At 67.2% G+C, this 19,045-nt stretch carries 14 protein-coding genes; 11 read left to right on the top strand and 3 right to left on the bottom strand.

What is annotated here, in order from left to right; genetic code table 11:
- Positions 1-348 precede the first annotated feature (348 nt).
- Positions 349-1,386, bottom strand: a complete 1,038-nt coding sequence (locus ACTJJX_RS04085) for an AraC family transcriptional regulator (RefSeq protein WP_003103517.1) — start codon at positions 1,384-1,386, stop codon at positions 349-351.
- Positions 1,383-2,501, bottom strand: coding sequence for a carbon-nitrogen hydrolase family protein (locus ACTJJX_RS04090; protein WP_003103515.1), 1,119 nt, complete (start codon positions 2,499-2,501; stop codon positions 1,383-1,385). Before ACTJJX_RS04090 ends, ACTJJX_RS04085 begins: the two co-directional genes overlap by 4 nt.
- 214 nt (positions 2,502-2,715) lie before the next feature.
- Between ACTJJX_RS04090 and ACTJJX_RS04095 the strand changes: the two genes are divergently transcribed.
- The 3 genes from ACTJJX_RS04095 (at position 2,716) to ACTJJX_RS04105 (ending at position 7,468) form a co-directional block, all read left to right on the top strand.
- On the top strand, positions 2,716-4,755 hold the full coding sequence (locus tag ACTJJX_RS04095) for an oxidoreductase (protein WP_003119758.1): 2,040 nt from the start codon (positions 2,716-2,718) through the stop codon (positions 4,753-4,755).
- A 336-nt stretch (positions 4,756-5,091) separates the two neighbouring features.
- Positions 5,092-6,531, top strand: a complete 1,440-nt coding sequence (locus tag ACTJJX_RS04100) for a hypothetical protein (protein WP_016852652.1) — start codon at positions 5,092-5,094, stop codon at positions 6,529-6,531.
- 37 nt (positions 6,532-6,568) lie between these two features.
- Positions 6,569-7,468, top strand: a complete 900-nt coding sequence (locus ACTJJX_RS04105) for a 1-aminocyclopropane-1-carboxylate deaminase/D-cysteine desulfhydrase (protein WP_003091346.1) — start codon at positions 6,569-6,571, stop codon at positions 7,466-7,468.
- Here the strand turns inward: ACTJJX_RS04105 and ACTJJX_RS04110 are convergent, their stop codons facing one another.
- Entirely contained in the window at positions 7,469-8,434 is a 966-nt protein-coding gene (locus tag ACTJJX_RS04110) for a DUF1853 family protein (RefSeq protein WP_016852653.1), read from the bottom strand.
- A gap of 124 nt (positions 8,435-8,558) precedes the next feature.
- Between ACTJJX_RS04110 and ACTJJX_RS04115 the strand changes: the two genes are divergently transcribed.
- The 8 genes from ACTJJX_RS04115 to ACTJJX_RS04150 all read left to right on the top strand — a co-directional run bounded on the left by ACTJJX_RS04115 (position 8,559) and on the right by ACTJJX_RS04150 (position 18,976).
- Entirely contained in the window at positions 8,559-9,446 is an 888-nt protein-coding gene (locus tag ACTJJX_RS04115; protein WP_003091343.1) for an NAD(+) kinase, read from the top strand.
- Positions 9,446-10,426 (top strand): metallophosphoesterase, encoded by a 981-nt coding sequence (locus ACTJJX_RS04120; protein ID WP_003091336.1) that lies wholly within the window; start codon positions 9,446-9,448, stop codon positions 10,424-10,426. Before ACTJJX_RS04115 ends, ACTJJX_RS04120 begins: the two co-directional genes overlap by 1 nt.
- Positions 10,423-11,283 (top strand): rhomboid family intramembrane serine protease, encoded by an 861-nt coding sequence (locus ACTJJX_RS04125; RefSeq protein WP_003104987.1) that lies wholly within the window; start codon positions 10,423-10,425, stop codon positions 11,281-11,283. The genes ACTJJX_RS04120 and ACTJJX_RS04125 overlap by 4 nt, the downstream gene beginning before the upstream one ends.
- Before the next feature lie 83 nt (positions 11,284-11,366).
- Positions 11,367-11,630 carry a YeaC family protein gene (locus ACTJJX_RS04130; RefSeq protein WP_003104989.1) on the top strand — a complete coding sequence of 88 codons (264 nt, stop codon included), beginning with the start codon at positions 11,367-11,369 and terminating at the stop codon, positions 11,628-11,630.
- A complete protein-coding gene (locus tag ACTJJX_RS04135) occupies positions 11,630-12,463 on the top strand; it encodes a DUF2797 domain-containing protein (protein WP_003091329.1) in 834 nt (277 codons plus the stop codon). The genes ACTJJX_RS04130 and ACTJJX_RS04135 overlap by 1 nt, the downstream gene beginning before the upstream one ends.
- A gap of 18 nt (positions 12,464-12,481) precedes the next feature.
- Positions 12,482-15,139 carry an aminopeptidase N gene (gene pepN, locus ACTJJX_RS04140; RefSeq protein ID WP_017001934.1) on the top strand — a complete coding sequence of 886 codons (2,658 nt, stop codon included), beginning with the start codon at positions 12,482-12,484 and terminating at the stop codon, positions 15,137-15,139.
- Positions 15,140-15,585: 446 nt separating this feature from the next.
- A complete protein-coding gene (locus tag ACTJJX_RS04145) occupies positions 15,586-17,550 on the top strand; it encodes a DUF1302 domain-containing protein (protein WP_003104994.1) in 1,965 nt (654 codons plus the stop codon).
- Between the two features lie 58 nt (positions 17,551-17,608).
- On the top strand, positions 17,609-18,976 hold the full coding sequence (locus tag ACTJJX_RS04150; protein ID WP_003091320.1) for a DUF1329 domain-containing protein: 1,368 nt from the start codon (positions 17,609-17,611) through the stop codon (positions 18,974-18,976).
- Positions 18,977-19,045 lie beyond the last annotated feature (69 nt).

The following is a 19,045-nucleotide window of genomic DNA, read 5'->3' on the forward strand; positions in this document are numbered from 1 at the left end:
CGGTTAGAATACCGGCCTGTCACGCCGGGGGTCGCGGGTTCGAGTCCCGTCCGCTGCGCCATACATCTTCACCACGCCGAGGCGGGGTGAGCCACGAAGAAAGCGGCCAATGGCCGCTTTTTTCGTTTCCGTCGTCCCCTGCGCCTTCCGTTTTCTCCTTGTTTGCCGGATTTCCTGCTCCGTCGGTCCGCGCGCGGTAATCCCGCTGTCATCTTCCTCGTCTACAGCTGAAAGACACAGACGAACGAAAGGTGATCCGCGATGGACGACTACCAGGAAGAACTGCTGGAGCAGCATGCCGCCGAATGCGATCTGCCAGAGCCGGCGGACGACGCCACCGAGATGTGATCAGGCGCTCTGTCGCTGGGCGCGGCGGAATTCGCCGGGCGTCTGCCCGCTCCAGCGCTTGAAGGCGCGCTGGAAGGCTTCCGCCGAGGCGAAGCCGAGCAGGTAGGCGATTTCGCCGAAAGCCAGGTCGGTCTCGCGGATGTAGACCATCGCCAGGTCGCGGCGGGTGTCGTTGAGGATGCTGCGGAACTGGGTGCCTTCCTCGGCCAGCTTGCGCCGCAGGGTCCAGGTCGGCAACTTGAGGCGCGCGGCGATTTCCTCGAGGTCCGGCTCGCGGCCATTGAGCATCGGCCCCAGCAGGCGGCTGACGCGCTCGCGCCAACTGCGGGTGCGGGTCAACTGCTCCAGTTCGCGGTTGCAGAGTTCCAGCATCTGGCTCCAGGTGCTCGGACAGTGCTCGGCATTCGCCAGGGCCAGGCTGGCCTGGCTCAGGCGCAACTGGTTGGTCGGCGCGCCGAATTCCACCGGGCAGCCGAAGAATGCCTCGTAGCGCTCGGCCCAAGGCGGCGCTGGATATTCGATCTCCACCCGCTCCGCTTTCAACGGCTGCCTTGCCAGGGCGCCGAGATGGCTGATCCAGCCTGCCAGCACCGAATCGACGACGAAGCGGTTATAGGCGTTATAAGGGCTGATCGAATAGAAGCGCAGCCAGGCGCCGCCGGCGTCTTCCACCAGGCTCGACTGGCCCCGGTAGTTCTGCGCGTAAAGCGGTTCCAGGTGGATCATTGCCCGCGCGGCGGCGCGCAGGTTGGGCGCCTGGGCGACGCTGACGCCGGCCAGGCCCATCTGTCCGAGACGGCTCAGGCGGCCCATCTGCAGGCCAAGGGCGGGGTCGCCGCTGAGCTGTATGGCGGCATGGCCGAGGCGCATGTAGCGAGGGATCGACAGGCGCGCCCCGGGTTCGGCCAGGCGCCGCTGGTCGAGGCCGTACTGCTCGAGCAGTGCTGCGGGCTCGACGCCGGCGGCGAGCAGGGCGTCGGCCAGCGCCTGGACGAAGCCGACCGAGAGGTCGCCGAGGCGAACCCGGGGCGCGCTCATAGCCAGAGATTGACCAGTTGCGCACCGCCGCCGGGATTGGCCTGGCGCATGCCCTGCGACGAACCGAGCAGGCTTTGGCCGTCTTCGGTGACGTTCCACAGGCGGCTATGGGCGAAGGCCACGGCGGCGCCGCGCGCACCGCTGGCCAGCAGGCGCTCGCCGACCGCCAGGCGCTGCCAGGCCTCGGCGTTGCTCAGGCTGTTCGGCGCCAGGCGTACGTCGCCGGGAACCAGCTCCGCATCGAAGCCGGGCCAGGGCTGCTGCCAGCGACCGCTCTGGTTCAGGGCGGCGGGGATCGCCAGCAGTTCGACGCGCTGTTCGACCAGGGTGGCGTAGGTGTCCGGGTACCAGCTGTCGGTGCCGATCAGCACGCCCAGGCGTCCTGCCGGCGTATCCAGCACCTGCAGGCGCTCGCCGCGACCGTTGTTGAGGTAGCTCAGTTCGTGGCGGGTCGGGAACACCTTGCGTTGCGGCTGGCCGAGCGGCCGGCCATCGGGACCGAAGGTCAGGCTGACGTTGTACAGCTGGCCGGTGCCGGGACGCAGCTCGCCGTCCTCGACCTCGGGGTCGGGCAGGACGATGGAGCCGGCGACCACCGTCACCTTGAAATCATGGGCGAGCCCGCCGAACAGGGTCTGGTAGTCGTGGGCCATGTCCACCGCCTTCATCCGGAACAGGGTGTCGGTGAGACGCTGATCGCCGCGCGCGGTGATCCAGCCGCGCGCCACCTTCAGTGGGTTGCTCGCGGCCATCCAGTCCATCGCCGTGGGCCAGTCGGCAGCGGCGTAGACCTCGGGCTTCTCGCCGCTGGCCACCAGCCAGGTGCCGACATGCTCGGGGAACACCACCACCGTGCGCTCGTTGAGCAGGCCCTGGCGGCGGGCATTTTCCAGGTAGGCGTGGAATTTCAGTTGCAACCGTTCGGCGCTCTGGTAGTCCGGCGTGAACAGTTCCGGCTGGACCGCCAGCAGATTGCCGCGCTCGCCGGGCTGGCCCTGGACCACGCTGACCTGGCTGCGCAGGTCGGACAGGTAGTGGCCTACCGGGCGGCGTTCGGCCCAGCCGGCGTAGGCGGCGAAGAGGGTGATGAGGATCAGGAAGATCAGCTTGCGCATGCGGGTCTCCAAGGCAGCCCACAGGGTAGGGGAGTGGCGTCGGCTTGCCAAGCATCCCTGTGCATTCCGATCAGTAACTTGTCATTTAGGATCATTGAGCGCTCCGGTGGCGCTCCTTAGAGTCGTCGCCATACCGACCGCTGCCCGTCCCGCGCATTGCGCCCGAGGCCGCGGCATATCCGTGAACGCGTTTCGCCCGATGTGGAGACCCCCGATGACCGCCGCCGTTCCCTATCCGCACCTGCTCGCCCCGTTGGACCTCGGCTTCACCACCCTGCGCAACCGCACCCTGATGGGGTCCATGCACACTGGCCTGGAAGAGAAGCCGCAGGGCTTCGAGCGCATGGCGGCGTACTTCGCCGAACGCGCCCGCGGTGGCGTCGGCCTGATGGTCACCGGCGGCATCGGCCCGAACGAGGAGGGCGGCGTGTATTCCGGCGCGGCCAAGCTGAGCACGCCGGAAGAGGCGGAGAAGCACAGGATCGTGACCCAGGCGGTGCATGAGGCGGGTGGCAAGATCTGCATGCAGATCCTGCATGCCGGCCGCTACGCCTACAGCCCGAAGCAGGTGGCGCCGAGCGCGATCCAGGCGCCGATCAATCCGTTCAAGCCCAAGGAACTCGACGAGGAAGGCATCGAGAAGCAGATCGCCGACTTCGTCAACTGCGCCAGCCTGGCCCAGGTCGCCGGCTACGACGGCGTCGAGATCATGGGATCGGAAGGCTACTTCATCAACCAGTTCCTCGTGCAGCACACCAACCAGCGCACCGACCGCTGGGGCGGCAGCTACGAGAACCGCATGCGCCTGCCGGTGGAGATCGTCCGCCGGGTGCGCGAGGCGGTGGGGCCGAACTTCATCATCATCTATCGCCTGTCGATGCTCGACCTGGTCGAGGGCGGCAGCAGCTGGGACGAGATCGTGCTGCTGGCGAAGGCCGTCGAGAAGGCCGGCGCGACCCTGATCAATACCGGCATCGGCTGGCACGAGGCGCGCATCCCGACCATCGCCACCAAGGTACCGCGCGCGGCCTTCACCAAGGTCACCGCCAAGCTGCGCGGCGAGGTCGGCATCCCGCTGATCACCACCAACCGCATCAACACTCCCGAGGTGGCGGAGAAGGTCCTGGCCGAGGGCGATGCCGACATGGTCTCCATGGCCCGGCCGTTCCTCGCCGACCCCGATTTCGTCAACAAGGCCGCCGCCGGCCACGCCGAACGGATCAACACCTGTATCGGCTGCAACCAGGCCTGCCTCGACCACACCTTCGGCGGCAAGCTGACCAGTTGCCTGGTCAACCCGCGCGCCTGCCACGAAACCGAGCTGAACTACATCCCCACCACCAGGCCGAAGAAGATCGCCGTGGTCGGTGCCGGCCCGGCCGGCCTGGCCGCCGCCACCGTGGCCGCCGAGCGTGGGCACCGGGTCAGCCTGTTCGACGCCGCCGGCGAGATCGGCGGGCAGTTCAACGTGGCCAAGCGGGTTCCCGGCAAGGAAGAGTTCCACGAGACCCTGCGCTACTTCCGCAACAAGCTGGAGAGCACCGGTGTCGAACTGCACCTGAACCGCCGGGTCGGCGTGGACGACCTGGTCGCGGGCGGCTACGACGAGATCGTCCTCGCCACCGGCATCGTTCCGCGCACACCGGCTATCCCCGGCATCGAGCATCCGAAGGTGATCAGCTACCTGGATGCGATCCTCGAGCGCAAGCCGGTGGGTGGCAAGGTGGCGGTGATCGGCGCCGGCGGCATCGGCTTCGACGTCTCCGAATTCATCACCCATGCCGGTCCGTCCACCAGCCTGGAGCGCGAGGCGTTCTGGAAGGAGTGGGGGATCGATACTCGCCTGGAGGCCCGCGGCGGCATCGCCGGGATCAAGGCCGAGGTGCATCCGGCGGCGCGCCAGGTGTTCCTCCTGCAACGCAAGAAGAGCAAGGTCGGCGACGGCCTCGGCAAGACCACCGGCTGGATCCATCGCGCCGGCCTGAAGAACAAGCAGGTGCAGATGGTGAATGCCGTGGAGTATCTCGGGATCGACGACGCCGGCCTGCATATCCGCGTTGCCGAGGGCGAGCCGCAGGTGCTGCCGGTGGATACCGTGATCGTCTGCGCCGGCCAGGACCCGCTGCGCGAGTTGCAGGACGGCCTGCTGGCGGCCGGCCAGAGCGTGCACCTGATCGGTGGCGCCGACGTCGCCGCCGAGCTGGATGCCAAGCGCGCCATCAACCAGGGTTCGCGCCTGGCCGCCGAACTCTGAGAGCCTTTCCGCGATCTGTTGCGTAGCGGAGAAACTGCGTTGAAAACGGCTTTTCTCCAGCTCGCACAGGTTCTGCGTATCGCCCCTGTCCGCCCTCGTCGGCGCGGCGGGGCGCTGCGCACCGGTTCGGTGAACGGTGGCGCTCTGCCACGGTGATCTCCGTCCGCTCAAAACCCGACCGCTTCACAATTTCCCCTACCGCTCGGCGGGCCGTCCGGCATCGCCCGGGTGTCTGCCAACCCAGTCACATTGCCCGCGACATTTTTTCCCCTAGACTTGCCCGAACAACGAGATAGCGCCTGTTTTTCAGGTGACATGCCAGATGGGTACTGCCGGATGCGGGCCGCCTCGCCAGGCGTTCGAGGGTTAGCGATGAGCATGCAGAAAAAGCCACAGATGGCGGAGGCCGTGCTGTTCTTCAACGACAGCGGCGTCTGCAAGGAAATGCTGTATCCCGAATTCGAGGCGCTGCTCGATGGCCTGGTGCGCATGCCGGAATACGCCGACCGGCAGATGCACCTGGCCTATGTGTTGATCAATCCGCGCCTGCAGGCGCGGGCGGCGGTGTTCTTCTATCTCGATTTCGACGAGCAGGGCGGCGCCGACACCGGCTGGAACCTGCCTCTGCGCAACCTCGCCGAACGCGCCGGACGCGGCCCCGACATGGGCGGCGGGCCGATCCGCCTGGCCTGTCGCAGCCAGTGCCCGGTGTCCTGGCACCAGATGCACCTCTGGGACCCGGAGAGCAGCGCCGGACGCAACCATTTCGTGCTCATCCGCGACGCGCTCAGGCGCAACCAGCTGGGCCTGCTGGTGGACGAAGAGCCTGCCGCGGTGGAGCCGCAGCGGCTGCAGATGGCCGCCGAAGAGCAATGGTACGCCGCCGGTCCCGCCGCCCCGAAGGCACCGCCCGCGGAGCCTCCGCGCAAGCAGGAGGACGAGCAGACGGCGCGCCTGGCGCAACTGGTCAAGCAGCAGCGACAACAGCTCGCCGCCCTGGCCCGGCAGCAGGAGCAGCGCCTGGCCGGGCTCGCCCGGCAGCACGAAGAGGAACTGGCCAGGCGCGAACAGGACGCCCGCGGGCAACTGGACATCCTGCGCAGCGAAGTGCTCAGCCTGCAACAGGCCCTGGAACGGCAGGCGCGGGAGAACGCCGAATTGCAGCAGCGTCTGCTGGAGCAGGGCGAGCAGTTCCAGCGCAACCGCGAGGAACTGACCCGGCAACTGCGTTTCATCGAGAACCAGGGGCGCAACGAGACCGACCTGCTGCGCTCGGAGTTCGCCGACGAACTGGAGGCTCGGGTGGCGGCGGCGGTGGCCGGCTACAAGGAGCAGATCTCGATCCGCGACGTCGAACTGGCCTACCGCAACGAGCTGGACCAGCAACTGGAGCAGGAACTGGCCGAGCTGCGCGCCGAGCGCGACCGTCTGGCCGCCCAGGGGCCGGAGCAACTGCTGGAGCGTCTATCCGGCCAGGGCGTGGTATTCGTCGCCTACCATCCCGGCGCCGGGCACCTGACCATCCCCTTGCAGGACATCCCGCGTTACCAGGACAATCCGCTGGCCTACGCGGCGGCCAAGTGCTTCGTCTCCGAGAGCCAGTACCGCCAGTGGCTGGACCACTTCCAGCAGCCGCGCTGCGAGGCGCTGCTGCCCGGCGGCGAACGCTGCAACCTGCCGCTCGACCGGGTCGACAACCCGGCGCGCTTCGTCGCCGGCGACACCAACTGCTGCGCCCGGCACAAGACCACGGGGCGCCTGCGCACCGTGAGCTGACTCCTTGCCGTTTCCCCACTGGTCACCGCATACACCCTTGCAGCGTCTCGAACTCGACTGGCTGCAACGGGCCGGGGTCGAACTGGCGCTGCTGCGCCTGGACCAGGCCGATCCGCTGATCTCCGGCAACAAGGGGTTCAAGCTCGCGCCACACCTGGCGCTGGCCCGCGAGCAGGGGCTGGACGGCCTGATCAGCCTCGGCGGCGCCCACTCCAACCACCTGCACGCGCTGGCCGGCGCTGGCGCGCGTTTCGGTTTCCGTTGCGTCGGCCTGTTGCGCGGACACGAAGTCGATACGCCGACGGTGCGCGACCTGCGCAGTCTCGGCATGGAACTGCACTGGCTCGGCTACGGCGGCTATCGCCAGCGGCATGCCGCCGGCTTCTGGCTTCCCTGGCGGGAACGTTACCCAGGCTTGCTGCCGGTCGCCGAGGGCGGTGGCGGGCTGCTGGGCGCGCGCGGTTGTATCGGGCTGGTGGAGCGCATAGCGACCCAGTTGCCGACGCTCGGCTGGGACGATTACGACGCGATCTGGGTGGCCGCCGGTACCGGTACGACACTGGCCGGCCTGGTGCTCGGCGAGGCCGGGCGGCATCCCGTGGTGGGCGCGCTGGCGGTGCCGGAGGACCACGGCGTCGCCGCCCAGGTCGCGGCGACCCTTGCCGAGGCGGGCTGGGCCGATACCGGCTATCGCCTGCTGGACGCCAGCCGTGGTGGTTTCGCCCGCCTCGATGGGCGATTGGCGCGGTTCATCGTCGAGTTCGAGACGGCCAGCGGCGTCGCCCTCGAACCGCTGTACACCGGCAAGCTGCTGCTCGCCCTGCGCGAGGCCGTGGAGAGCGGCGCGGTGGCTCGCGGCAGCCGGTTGGTGGCGCTGCACAGCGGAGGCCTGCAGGGCCGCCGGGCATTGCAGGAGCGTTTGCTGGCGTTGCTCTGATCAGGCATCCGCGGCCTGGCGCGCGCTACCCCACAGGCTGAGCCCCGGTGGCCAGTCGTCGCTGGCCAGGAACAGGCGCTCGGCCTCTACCCAGTAGCCGTCGCGCGGCACCACCCTTACCAGCATTTGCGGACGTGCCTCGTCGGCGAAGGCGATGTTCCAGCAAGCGCCGTCGCGCGGAGGGGCGAGCGGGTCCTGCCGCCGCATGGCCGGCGCCAGCCAGTGCTCGCGCGACAGATGCAGCCAATGCTGCCCGGTCTGCGGTCCGGCCAGGCTGGCCAGGTACGCCGGCCAGTCGCGCTGGCGGAGCCAGCGGCCACGCAGATGCCGTGGCTCGATGTCGGCGGGCAGGCTGCCCGGCCCGGGCCAGGGATGGAATAGGTAGCCGCTCAGCCACAATGCGGAAACGGCCGATTCGGCGCCATGGGCGGCCAGCACCTGGCGACCCTCGCGGGTCGCCGCCAGCGGCAACTGGTGTCGGCAGAGGTGTTCCAGCTTGCGTGACAGGCGGTCCTGGCCGCCGGGCCCGAGCCAGTCGCCGGGGCCGGACTGGGGCCCCAGGTAGAGTTTGATCGCCAGTTCCAGGTGGTGGATGCCGTCGTCGTCCCGCAGCAGCAGGTCGAGTTCGCCAAGGGTATGCCCGCCGTCGCGCACCGGCAGGTTGGCGGCGATCAGGCGCACGTCCGGGGCTTGTTCCAGGGCGAATTGCCAGAGATGTTCGTAGTACAGGCCGAGACGCTGCCGTGGCCATTGCGCGAGCCAGGCGGCGAGGTGCTGCGGCTGTCGCTCCTGTTCGCGCAACCAGGCGGCCAGGCGCTCCGGTTCCTGGCGCCAGCGGCTGGCGGCGAGCGGATGGCGCTGCGGCTCCGGGGTCCGGCGCAGCAACGGCGGGGCGAGCAGGGTCCAGGCCAGGTCGCGGACGGCCGGGTGGCGCAATTCGTCGAGCAATTCGGTCAGCAGCGTCATACCCAGAGGTTAGCCGGGTTGCGCCACTCGCGGCGATTTCCCGTACATGCGCGGGTTTGCCGCTGTCCGCGGCTTTCGCCCATAATCCGCTCTATCCCGCCCGCCAGCTTTTCGCAGGAACCGCATGGAACCCTTTCGCAATATCGGCATCATCGGCCGCCTCGGCAGCACCCAGGTGCTGGACACCATTCGCCGGCTGAAGAAATTCCTGATCGATCGCCACCTGCATGTGATCCTCGAGGACACCATCGCCGAAGTCCTGCCCGGACACGGCCTGCAGACCTGCTCGCGGAAGATCATGGGCGAGATCTGCGACCTGGTGGTGGTGGTCGGCGGCGATGGCAGCATGCTCGGCGCGGCCCGCGCGCTGGCCCGGCACAAGGTGCCGGTGCTGGGGATCAACCGCGGCAGCCTGGGCTTCCTCACCGACATCCGCCCGGATGAACTGGAGGCCAAGGTCGGCGAGGTGCTGGACGGCCAGTACATCGTCGAGAGCCGCTTCCTCCTCGATGCCCAGGTGCGTCGCGGTATCGACTCGATGGGGCAGGGCGATGCGCTCAACGACGTGGTCCTGCACCCGGGCAAGTCGACCCGGATGATCGAGTTCGAGCTGTATATCGACGGCCAGTTCGTCTGCAGCCAGAAGGCCGACGGCCTGATCGTCGCCACGCCCACCGGTTCCACCGCCTACGCGCTGTCCGCCGGCGGTCCGATCATGCATCCGAAGCTGGATGCCATCGTCATCGTGCCGATGTACCCGCACATGCTTTCCAGCCGCCCGATCGTGGTGGACGGCAACAGCGAGCTGAAGATCGTCGTGTCGCCGAACATGCAGATCTACCCGCAGGTCTCCTGCGACGGGCAGAACCATTTCACCTGCGCCCCCGGCGATACCGTGACGATCAGCAAGAAGCCGCAGAAGCTGCGCCTGATCCACCCCATCGACCACAACTACTACGAGATCTGCCGGACCAAGCTCGGCTGGGGCAGCCGCCTGGGCGGAGGCGACTGATGCAACTCGACCCCGGACGTGGCTACGACCTGATCGGCGATGTCCACGGCTGCGCGCATACCCTGGACCGCCTCCTCGACCTGCTCGGCTACCGCCTGCAGGGCGGCGTCTGGCGCCATCCGCGGCGCCAGGCGCTGTTCCTCGGCGACATCGTCGACCGCGGCCCGCGCATCCGCGAGGCCCTGCACCGGGTGCACGCGATGGTCGACGCCGGCGAGGCGCTGTGCATCATGGGCAACCACGAATTCAACGCGCTCGGCTGGAGCACCCCGGCGGCGCCCGGCAGCGGCCGCCAGTACGTCCGCGAGCATACGCCGCGGCATGCCCGGCTGATCAAGGAGACCCTCGAGCAGTTCGAGGGCCACGACGCCGACTGGCGCGACTTCCTCGGCTGGTTCCAGCAACTGCCGCTGTTCCTCGATGCCGGGCGCTTCCGCATGGTCCATGCCTGCTGGGACGGCGAGCTGATCGCGACCCTGCGCCGGCAGTTCCCCGACGGGCGGATCAGCGAAGCCTTCCTGCAGGAGTCGGCGGAGCCCGGCAGCTTCGCCGACCTGGCCTGCAACCGTCTGCTGCGCGGCACCGACATGCGCCTGCCGCACGGTGCCACCCTGACCAGCAGCGATGGCTATACGCGCGCCTTCTTCCGCACCAAGTTCTGGGTCGAGGACGAGGCGCCGCGCACCTACGGCGATATCGTCTTCCAGCCCGACGCGTTGCCCGAAGCGATCGCCCGCGAGCCGCTCAGCGAGGAGCAGAAGTCCAGCCTGCTGACCTACGGCGCCGACGAACCGCTGTTGTTCGTCGGCCACTACTGGCGACGCGGCACGCCGGCGCCGATCCGGCCGAACCTGGCCTGCCTGGACTACAGCGCGGTGATGTACGGCAAGCTGGCGGCCTACCGCCTGGATGAGGAAACCCGCCTGGACCGGCACAAGTTCGTCTGGGTCGAAGTGAAGCGGCCGGAGGCTGACGAGTGAGCGCGGTGCAGGTCCTGAAGTTTCCCCTCTCGGTCGACCTGGCCGGCTTCGTCGGCCTGCTGCGGCGTCTGAACGTGCCGCACCGGGTCAGCGAGGAATCCGGCCAGCAGGTCCTCTGGGTGCCCGACGAGCGGCTCGCCGAGCAGGTCCGCGAGTTGTACCGGCGTTATCCCGAAGGCGATCCGCAGGCGACCCTGGAGGCCGCGCCGCGACCGGCGGGGCAGGGTTTCGTCCGGCAACTGCGGATGAGCCCGATGACCGCCGCGGTGTTGCTGCTGACCTTCGTCGTCGCCGCTGTCACCTACCTTGGCGACAACTTCGCGACGATGCGCTGGCTGACCTTCCAGGACTTCCGTATCCAGGGCCAGTACGCGCTGTTCACGCCGTTGGCCGAGAGCCTGGCGGCGGGTCAATGGTGGCGGCTGTTCACGCCGATGCTGATCCACTTCGGCTGGCTGCACCTGGCGATGAACGCCATGTGGTTCTGGGAGCTGGGCCGGCGCATCGAATTCCGCCAGGGCCGTCCGATGCTGCTCGGCCTGACCCTGCTGTTCGGCCTGGTGTCCAACGTGGTGCAGTACGCGGTGAGCGGCGCCAGCCTGTTCGGCGGGTTGTCCGGGGTGCTCTATGGCCTGCTCGGGCACTGCTGGATCTTCCAGTACCTGGCGCCGAACCAGGCCTATCGCCTGCCCAGGGGCGTCGTGGCGATGATGCTGATCTGGCTGCTGGTGTGCCTGTCCGGGGTGATCGACCTGCTCGGCTTCGGCTCCATCGCCAACGGCGCGCACGTTGGCGGGCTGTTGGTCGGTTGCCTCAGCGGTTTGCTGGGCGGCCTGCTGGCGCGGCGTCGCCGTTGAGCGAGGGGCTGCGGCAGCTTCGATGTGCGCCGCCGGCCCCGGCCCGGTAGAATGGCCGGTACGCCTTTTCACCGGAGCCGGCCATGTCGTCCTTCAATCAAGCGATCGAGAACATCACTCCTGAGATCTACCAGAACCTCAAGCTGGCCATCGAGATCGGCAAGTGGCCGGACGGCCGCAAGCTGACCCAGGAGCAGAAGGAACTCTGCCTGCAGGCGGTGATCGCCTGGGAGCTGCAGAACCTCCCCGAGGAGGAGCGCACCGGCTACATGGGCCCGCAGCACTGCTCCTCGCATTCCGACGAGCCGATCCCGAACATCCTGTTCAAGTCGGACTCCGTGCACTGATGGAAGAAATCGCCCGCGGCGCGCTGAGCAAGATGACGGCGCGCCTGGAAAGCAATGCTCCCGTGCAATACGCCTTCCGCCTCGACGACCGCGAAGTCGCGGTGAACCCGCTGATCGGCCGGCCGCTGCGCCTGGAGTACCTCGGCAGCATCTTCTGCACCCATTGCGGCCGCAAGACGAAGAAGAGTTTCAGCCAGGGCTATTGCTATCCCTGCTTCACCCGGCTGGCGCAGTGCGACAGTTGCATCGTCAGCCCGGAGAAGTGCCACTACGAGCAGGGCACCTGCCGCGAACCGGAGTGGGGCGAGCGGTTCTGCATGACCGATCACGTGGTGTACCTGGCCAACTCCTCCGGGGTGAAGGTCGGCATCACCCGCGCCAGCCAGATTCCCACCCGCTGGATCGACCAGGGCGCGCGCCAGGCGCTGCCGATCCTGCGCGTGGCCACCCGCCAGCAGTCCGGCCTGGTGGAAGACCTGCTGCGCAGCCAGGTCGCCGACCGCACCAATTGGCGGGCCATGCTCAAGGGCGAAGCCGAGCCGGTCGATCTGGCGGCAGTCCGCGAGCAGTTGTTCGACCAGTGCGCCGACGGCCTGCGCGAATTGCAGCAACGTTTCGGCCTGCAGGCGATCCAACCGGTTATCGACCTCGATCCGCTCGAGATCGCCTACCCGGTCGAGGCCTACCCGAGCAAGGTCGCCAGCCTCGACCTGGAAAAAACGCCTATCGTCGAAGGCACGCTTCGCGGTATCAAGGGCCAGTACCTGATCCTCGACACCGGGGTGATCAACATTCGCAAATACACGGCCTACCAGATCGCCGTGCATCACTGAGCAGAAGGGCCACAAGCCATGCGCACCGAGCAACCGAAAGTCATCCACCTCAAGGACTATCAGGCGCCGGACTACCTGATCGACGAGACCCACCTGAAGTTCGAACTGTTCGAAGACCACAGCCTGGTACACGCCGAGTTGAAGCTGCGGCGCAACCCCGAGCGCGGCGCCGGCCTGCCGCCGCTGTTGCTGCATGGCCAGCAACTGGAGCTGCTGGCGCTCGAACTGGACGGCCAGGCGCTCGGCGCGGACGACTACCAACTGGACGACGAGCAGCTCGGGGTGCAACCGCGGCAGGCCGAGTTCGTCCTCAGGAGCACGGTGCGTATCCATCCGGAGAGCAACACCGCGCTGGAAGGCCTGTACAAGTCCGGCAAGATGTTCTGCACCCAGTGCGAGGCCGAGGGTTTCCGCAAGATCACCTATTACCTCGACCGTCCCGACGTGATGAGTCGCTTCACCACCACCGTCAGCGCCGAACAGCAGCGCTACCCGGTGCTGCTCTCCAACGGCAACCCGGTGGCCAGCGGTTCCGAAGGCAACGGCCGGCACTGGGCGACCTGGGAAGACCCGTTCAAGAAGCCGGCCTACCTGTTCGCCCTGGTCGCCGGCGACCTCTGGTGCGTCGAGGACAGCTTCCGCACCATGAGCCAGCGCGACGTGGCGTTGCGCATCTACGTCGAGCCGGAGAACATTGACAAGGTCCAGCACGCCATGGACAGCCTGAAGAAGTCGATGCGCTGGGACGAGGAGGTCTACGGCCGCGAGTACGACCTGGACATCTTCATGATCGTCGCGGTCAACGACTTCAACATGGGCGCGATGGAGAACAAGGGCCTCAACATCTTCAACTCCAGTTGCGTCCTGGCCCGCGCCGAAACCGCCACCGACGCCGCCCACCAGCGGGTCGAGGGCGTGGTGGCGCATGAGTATTTCCACAACTGGTCGGGCAACCGGGTCACCTGCCGCGACTGGTTCCAACTGTCGCTCAAGGAAGGCTTCACCGTATTCCGTGACTCGGAGTTCTCCGCCGACATGAACTCGCGCACGGTCAAGCGCGTCGAGGACGTCGCCTTCCTGCGCACCAACCAGTTCGCCGAGGACGCCGGGCCGATGGCGCATCCGGTGCGCCCCGACTCGTTCATCGAGATTTCCAACTTCTACACCCTGACCGTCTACGAGAAGGGCTCGGAAGTGGTGCGGATGATCCACACCCTGCTCGGCGCCGAAGGCTTCCGCAAGGGCTCGGACCTGTACTTCCAGCGCCACGACGGCCAGGCGGTGACCTGCGACGATTTCGTCAAGGCCATGGAAGACGCCAATGGCGTCGACCTGACCCAGTTCAAGCGCTGGTACAGCCAGTCCGGCACTCCGCGCCTGGCGGTGGAAGGCGAGTACGACGCCGCCGCCCGCCGCTACACCCTGACGGTGCGCCAGAGCTGCCCGCCGACTCCCGGCCAGCCGAGCAAGGAACCCTTCGTCATCCCGCTGGAGCTGGGTCTGCTCGACGGCCAGGGCCACGAACTTCCGCTGCGCCTGGAAGGCGAGGCCGTGGCCCAGGGCGGCAACCGCGTGCTGGCGGTGACCGAGGCCGAGCAGCGCTTCGTCTTCGTCGAGGTGCCGGAGCAGCCGCTGCCATCGCTGCTGCGCGGCTTCTCCGCGCCGGTGAAACTGAGCTTCCCCTACAGCCGCGACCAGTTGCTGTTCCTCATGCAGCACGACAGCGACGGCTTCAACCGCTGGGAGGCCGGCCAACAGCTCTCGGTGCAGGTCCTGCAGGAGTTGATCGGCCAGCACCAGCGCGGCGAGCAACTGGTACTCGACCCGCGCCTGATCGAGGCCTACCGCACCCTCCTGGCGGACGAGGCGCTGGACCAGGCGATGGTCGCCGAGATGCTCTCGCTGCCCAGCGAGGCCTATCTCACCGAGATCAGCGAAGTCGCCGATGTCGACGCGATCCATGCCTCCCGCGAATTCGCCCGCCAGCGTATCGGCGAAGCGCTGTTCGAGCCGCTGTGGCAGCGTTACCAGGCCAACCGCAAGATTTCCCGCGACACCGCCTACCTCGCCGAGGCCTCGCACATAGCCCGGCGCAGCCTGCAGAACATCGCGCTGTCCTACCTGTCGCTGTCGGGCCGGGAGGAAATCCTCGCCGCCTGCCTGGAGCAGTACGAAGGCTGCGACAACATGACCGAGCGCCTGACCGCCCTGGCGGTGCTGGTCAATTCCGGCTTCGAGGCGGAGAAGGGCAAGGCCCTGGCCATGTTCGCCGATTACTTCAAGGATGACCCGCTGGTGATGGACCAGTGGTTCAGCGTGCAGGCCGGCTCGCCGCTGCCGGGCGGGCTGGAGCGGGTCCAGGCGCTGATGCAGCACCCGGCCTTCACCCTGAAGAACCCGAACAAGGTGCGCGCGCTGATCGGCGCGTTCGCCAACCAGAACCTGGTCAACTTCCATCGTCCTGACGGCGCCGGCTATCGCTTCCTCGCCGACCAGGTGATCGTGCTCAACGCACTCAACCCGCAGATCGCCTCGCGCCTGCTGGTGCCGCTGACCCGCTGGCGCAAGTACGACGAGGCGCGGCAGGCGCTGATGCGCGGCGAGCTGGAACGCATCCTGGCCTCCGGCGAATTGTCCAGCGACGTCTACGAAGTGGTGAGCAAGAGCCTGGCCTGATCCGCCAGCTTCACCCGGAAGAGGGTGTTACTGGCCACTGGCTGGTAACGCCCTTTGTTACTTCTGGGAATCGCTTCACTGTTTTCCATTGATGAAGTCCGCTTAATCGTGTTTCGCGAACCTCCCTGCGCAGGCTCTGCGAAGGGACTTTTCGCGCCACCGGCGAAATTCGCCTGGCGCGTTTTGTCGGACACTTCCTGTTTTCTGGTCAGTGAATGAACAGTCATCCCGCAGGAAGTCCTGTTTTTTTCGCAATCCATTGAATTGCCTGGAGGATTCCGTTGAATTGGCATCCCGGTTGCACTGCCTCGTCGCGCGGTTCCCTTTCGTCGATGCGAGGCCGGTGACGCCGCGACCACCCATAACAAGGCCGCAGAGAAACGGCCGAACGGCGAACCGCCCGCAGTGGCGGCGCCCAACGCATGACCACATGGAGTGAGTTCCCGATGTACATCCCCAACCGCCAGCCCCGGCTGCGCTCCGCGCCGGCCCGGGCCGGCTTCGCCTTCGCCGGGCTGCTGCCGCTGCTGGGCGGCCAGGCCCAGGCCGTCGAATTCAGCTTCCTCGACAACGAGGTGTCCGGTTCGCTCGACACCACCCTGTCCTACGGCACCCTGTGGCGGGTGCAGGGGCAGGACAAGAGCAACAACGACATCAACACCAACGACGGCAACCGCAACTTCGATACCGGCCTGGTTTCCGAGGTCTACAAGATCACCTCGGACCTGGAGGCGACCTGGCGCAACTATGGCGTGTTCATCCGCGGCACGGCGTTCTATGACACCCAGATCATGGACAAGCGCAACGACTACTACAGCCACAACGATCCATCGCAGCCGAGCCAGAGCTATCCCCACGACGACCGTTTCACCAGCCAGACCCGCGACATCGCCGGGCACAAGGCGGAAATCCTCGACGCCTACGTCTACGGCAGCTGGGACATCGGCAACATGCCGCTGAGCGCGCGCTTCGGCCGCCAGGTGTTCAACTGGGGCGAGGGCATCTTCTACCGTGGCGGGGTCAACACCACCAACCCGGTGGACGCCGCCAAGTACCGCCTGCCCGGTTCCGAGCTCAAGGAAGTGCTGATGCCGGTGGAAGCGCTGAGCTTCAACATCGGCCTGACCGACAACCTGTCGATGGAAACCTTCTACCAGTGGAACTGGAAGGAAACCCGCCTCGACCCGGTCGGTACCTTCTTCTCCGAGACCGACCTGTTCGCCGACGGCGGCAACACCGGCTACAGCGACTTCACCGGTACCGCGCTGGACACCCCGGTGCCCGGCTTCGGCAACGTCATCGGCCTGTACCAGGCGCTGGGCAACAATCCGCTGCTCAGCGGCGCGCTGAAGAACACCGGCCTCTATGCCAACGGCGTGACCCCGGCCTACGGCAACGTGATGAAGGTGTCGTCCATCGGCAAGGACATCAACGCGCGCAACGACGGCCAGTTCGGCGTGGCCTTCCGCTACATCGCCGAGGAACTGAACAGCACCGAGTTCGGCTTCTACTTCGTCAACTACCACTCCAAGGAGCCGACCCTGTACGCCGACATCGGCGACTATGCCGGGGCCGACCTGGCGGCGCTGGCCAACACCCTGCGGCCGATCGCCGGCAACCTCGCCGAAGCCCTGGCCAACGGCCTGGTGACCGCCGACGTGATGGGCAACATCAATGCCCGCCGCGAGTTCGCCGAAGACATCCGCATGTACGGCTTCAGCTTCAACACCACGGTGGGCGACGCCTCGGTGTTCGGCGAGCTGGCCTATCGGCCGAACCTGCCGATCGGCATCGCCGCCACCAACGACCTGATCGGCGACCTCGCCCACGGTGCGGCGGAAGCCGCCAACGGCGGGCAGATCAACGTCGGCGGGCAGATGGTCGGCCTCGGCGGGCAGATCCACAACTACGAGCGGGTCGAGGCGTTCAACACCTCCCTCGGGACCATCTACAACTTCGGCCCGTCGCTGAGCTTCGACTCGTTGACCGGCGTCGCCGAGCTGGCCTCGGAACACCTGCGTGGCAGCAGCCTGAAGTACACCGCCTACGACGGCAGCACCCGCTACTATGCCGGGCGCGGCAACAGCTCGTACGTTTCCGGCGGCGACCGTGGCGACCAGGTGAACCGCAACGCCTACGGCTACACCCTGCTGCTCAGTGGCACCTGGAACGACGTGTTCGCCGGGGTCAACGTGTCGCCCTACGTGGTCTACAAGGACGACTTCGAAGGCAACTCCTACCAGACCGGCAACTTCATCGAAGGTCGCAAGGCCTACACCCTGGGGATCAAGGCCACCTACCTGAACAGCCTGGAAGGCGAACTGCAGTACACCGAGTTCTACGGCGGCGGGCAGAACAACAACATCCGCGACCGCGACAACATCGGCCTGACCGTGAAGTACTCCTTCTGACCGAACCGATAACGACACGGGCGCCGCGAGCGCCCGGCACCTCACACGGAGAACCCTCATGTTGAACAAGCACCTGCTGATCGGCGCTTCCCTGGCGCTGGCACTGGGCAGCGGCGGCGCGCTGGCCGGCGTTTCCGCCGGCGAGGCGGCGCAACTGAAGTCGAGCCTCACCCCGCTGGGCGCGGAGAAGGCCGGCAACGCCGCCGGCAGCATTCCCGCCTGGACCGGCGGCATCACCCAGGCGCCGGCCGGCTACAAGCCGGGCCAGCACCACCCGGATCCGTTCGCCGCGGACAAGCCGCTGTTCACCATCGACAAGGCCAACCTGGAGCAGTACAGGGAACACCTGACCCCGGGCCAGCTGGCGCTGTTCAAGACCTACCCGGACAGCTTCCGGATGCCGGTCTACCCCAGTCGCCGTTCCGGCTCGGCGCCGCAGTGGCTGTACGACAACACCTTCGCCAATGCCACCAGCGCCAGGCTGCTGGACGGCGGCAACGGGTTCGCCGACGCCTATGGCGGGGTGCCGTTCCCGATTCCGAAGAGCGGCGTGGAGGCGCTGTGGAACCACGTCGCCCGCTACCGCGGCACCTATGTCGTGCGCCGCGCTTCGGAAGTCGCGGTACAGCGCAACGGTAGCTACTCGCTGGTGACCTCGCAGCAGGAAGCGCTGTTCAAGTACTACCTCAAGGGCGGCAGCTTCGCCGACCTGAACAACCTGATGTTCTACTACCTGTCGTTCACCAAGAGCCCGGCGCGCCTGGCCGGCGGCGCGGTGCTGGTGCACGAGACCCTCGACCAGGTCAAGGAGCCGCGCCAGGCCTGGGGCTACAACGCCGGCCAGCGCCGTGTGCGGCGTGCGCCGAACCTTGCCTACGACACGCCGATCGCCGCCGCCGACGGCCTGCGCACCGCCGACGACACCGACATGTTCAACGGCGCGCCGGACCGCTATGACTGGAAGCTGCTGGGCAAGAAGGAAATCTACATTCCCTACAACAACTACAAGGTCAGCAGCCCCGAGGTGAAGTACGAGGAACTGCTCAAGCCGGGCCACCTCGATCCGCAATACACCCGCTACGAGCTGCACCGCGTGTGGGTGGTGGAAGGTACCCTGAAGCCGGGCGCGCGGCATATCTACTCCAAGCGCACCCTGTACCTCGACGAGGACAGCTGGAGCGCGGCGGTGGTCGACCAGTACGACGGTCGCGGCGAACTGTGGCGGGTGTCGATGGCCTACCTGAAGAACTTCTACGACCTGCCGTACACCTGGAGCGCGCTGGATGTGTTCCACGACCTGCAGGCGCGTCGCTACCACGTGCAGAACCTGGACAACGAGGAGCCGGGTACCATCGACTTCACCCAGGCGATACCGGACGACTCCTACTTCAAGCCCTCGGCCCTGCGCCGCCGCGGCACCCGCTGATCGCTCCGCTCGCCGGCGCCGACCGCTTCCCTCCGGGGAGGAGGGCGGCGCCGATCCCCCGTTACAGAC

The sequence above is a fragment of the Pseudomonas sp. 22490 genome (genome assembly GCF_052044465.1).
GTDB classification, from domain to species: domain Bacteria; phylum Pseudomonadota; class Gammaproteobacteria; order Pseudomonadales; family Pseudomonadaceae; genus Pseudomonas; species Pseudomonas aeruginosa.

Coding starts and splice junctions, on each gene's coding strand:
- ACTJJX_RS04085 (WP_003103517.1), bottom strand. CDS start 1,386: ATGAGCGCGCCCCGGGTTCGCCTCGGCGACCTCTCGGTCGGCTTCGTC.
- ACTJJX_RS04150 (WP_003091320.1), top strand. CDS start 17,609: ATGTTGAACAAGCACCTGCTGATCGGCGCTTCCCTGGCGCTGGCACTG.
- ACTJJX_RS04135 (WP_003091329.1), top strand. CDS start 11,630: ATGGAAGAAATCGCCCGCGGCGCGCTGAGCAAGATGACGGCGCGCCTG.
- ACTJJX_RS04095 (WP_003119758.1), top strand. CDS start 2,716: ATGACCGCCGCCGTTCCCTATCCGCACCTGCTCGCCCCGTTGGACCTC.
- ACTJJX_RS04090 (WP_003103515.1), bottom strand. CDS start 2,501: ATGCGCAAGCTGATCTTCCTGATCCTCATCACCCTCTTCGCCGCCTAC.
- ACTJJX_RS04130 (WP_003104989.1), top strand. CDS start 11,367: ATGTCGTCCTTCAATCAAGCGATCGAGAACATCACTCCTGAGATCTAC.
- ACTJJX_RS04115 (WP_003091343.1), top strand. CDS start 8,559: ATGGAACCCTTTCGCAATATCGGCATCATCGGCCGCCTCGGCAGCACC.
- ACTJJX_RS04120 (WP_003091336.1), top strand. CDS start 9,446: ATGCAACTCGACCCCGGACGTGGCTACGACCTGATCGGCGATGTCCAC.
- pepN (WP_017001934.1), top strand. CDS start 12,482: ATGCGCACCGAGCAACCGAAAGTCATCCACCTCAAGGACTATCAGGCG.
- ACTJJX_RS04145 (WP_003104994.1), top strand. CDS start 15,586: ATGTACATCCCCAACCGCCAGCCCCGGCTGCGCTCCGCGCCGGCCCGG.
- ACTJJX_RS04110 (WP_016852653.1), bottom strand. CDS start 8,434: ATGACGCTGCTGACCGAATTGCTCGACGAATTGCGCCACCCGGCCGTC.
- ACTJJX_RS04100 (WP_016852652.1), top strand. CDS start 5,092: ATGCGGGCCGCCTCGCCAGGCGTTCGAGGGTTAGCGATGAGCATGCAG.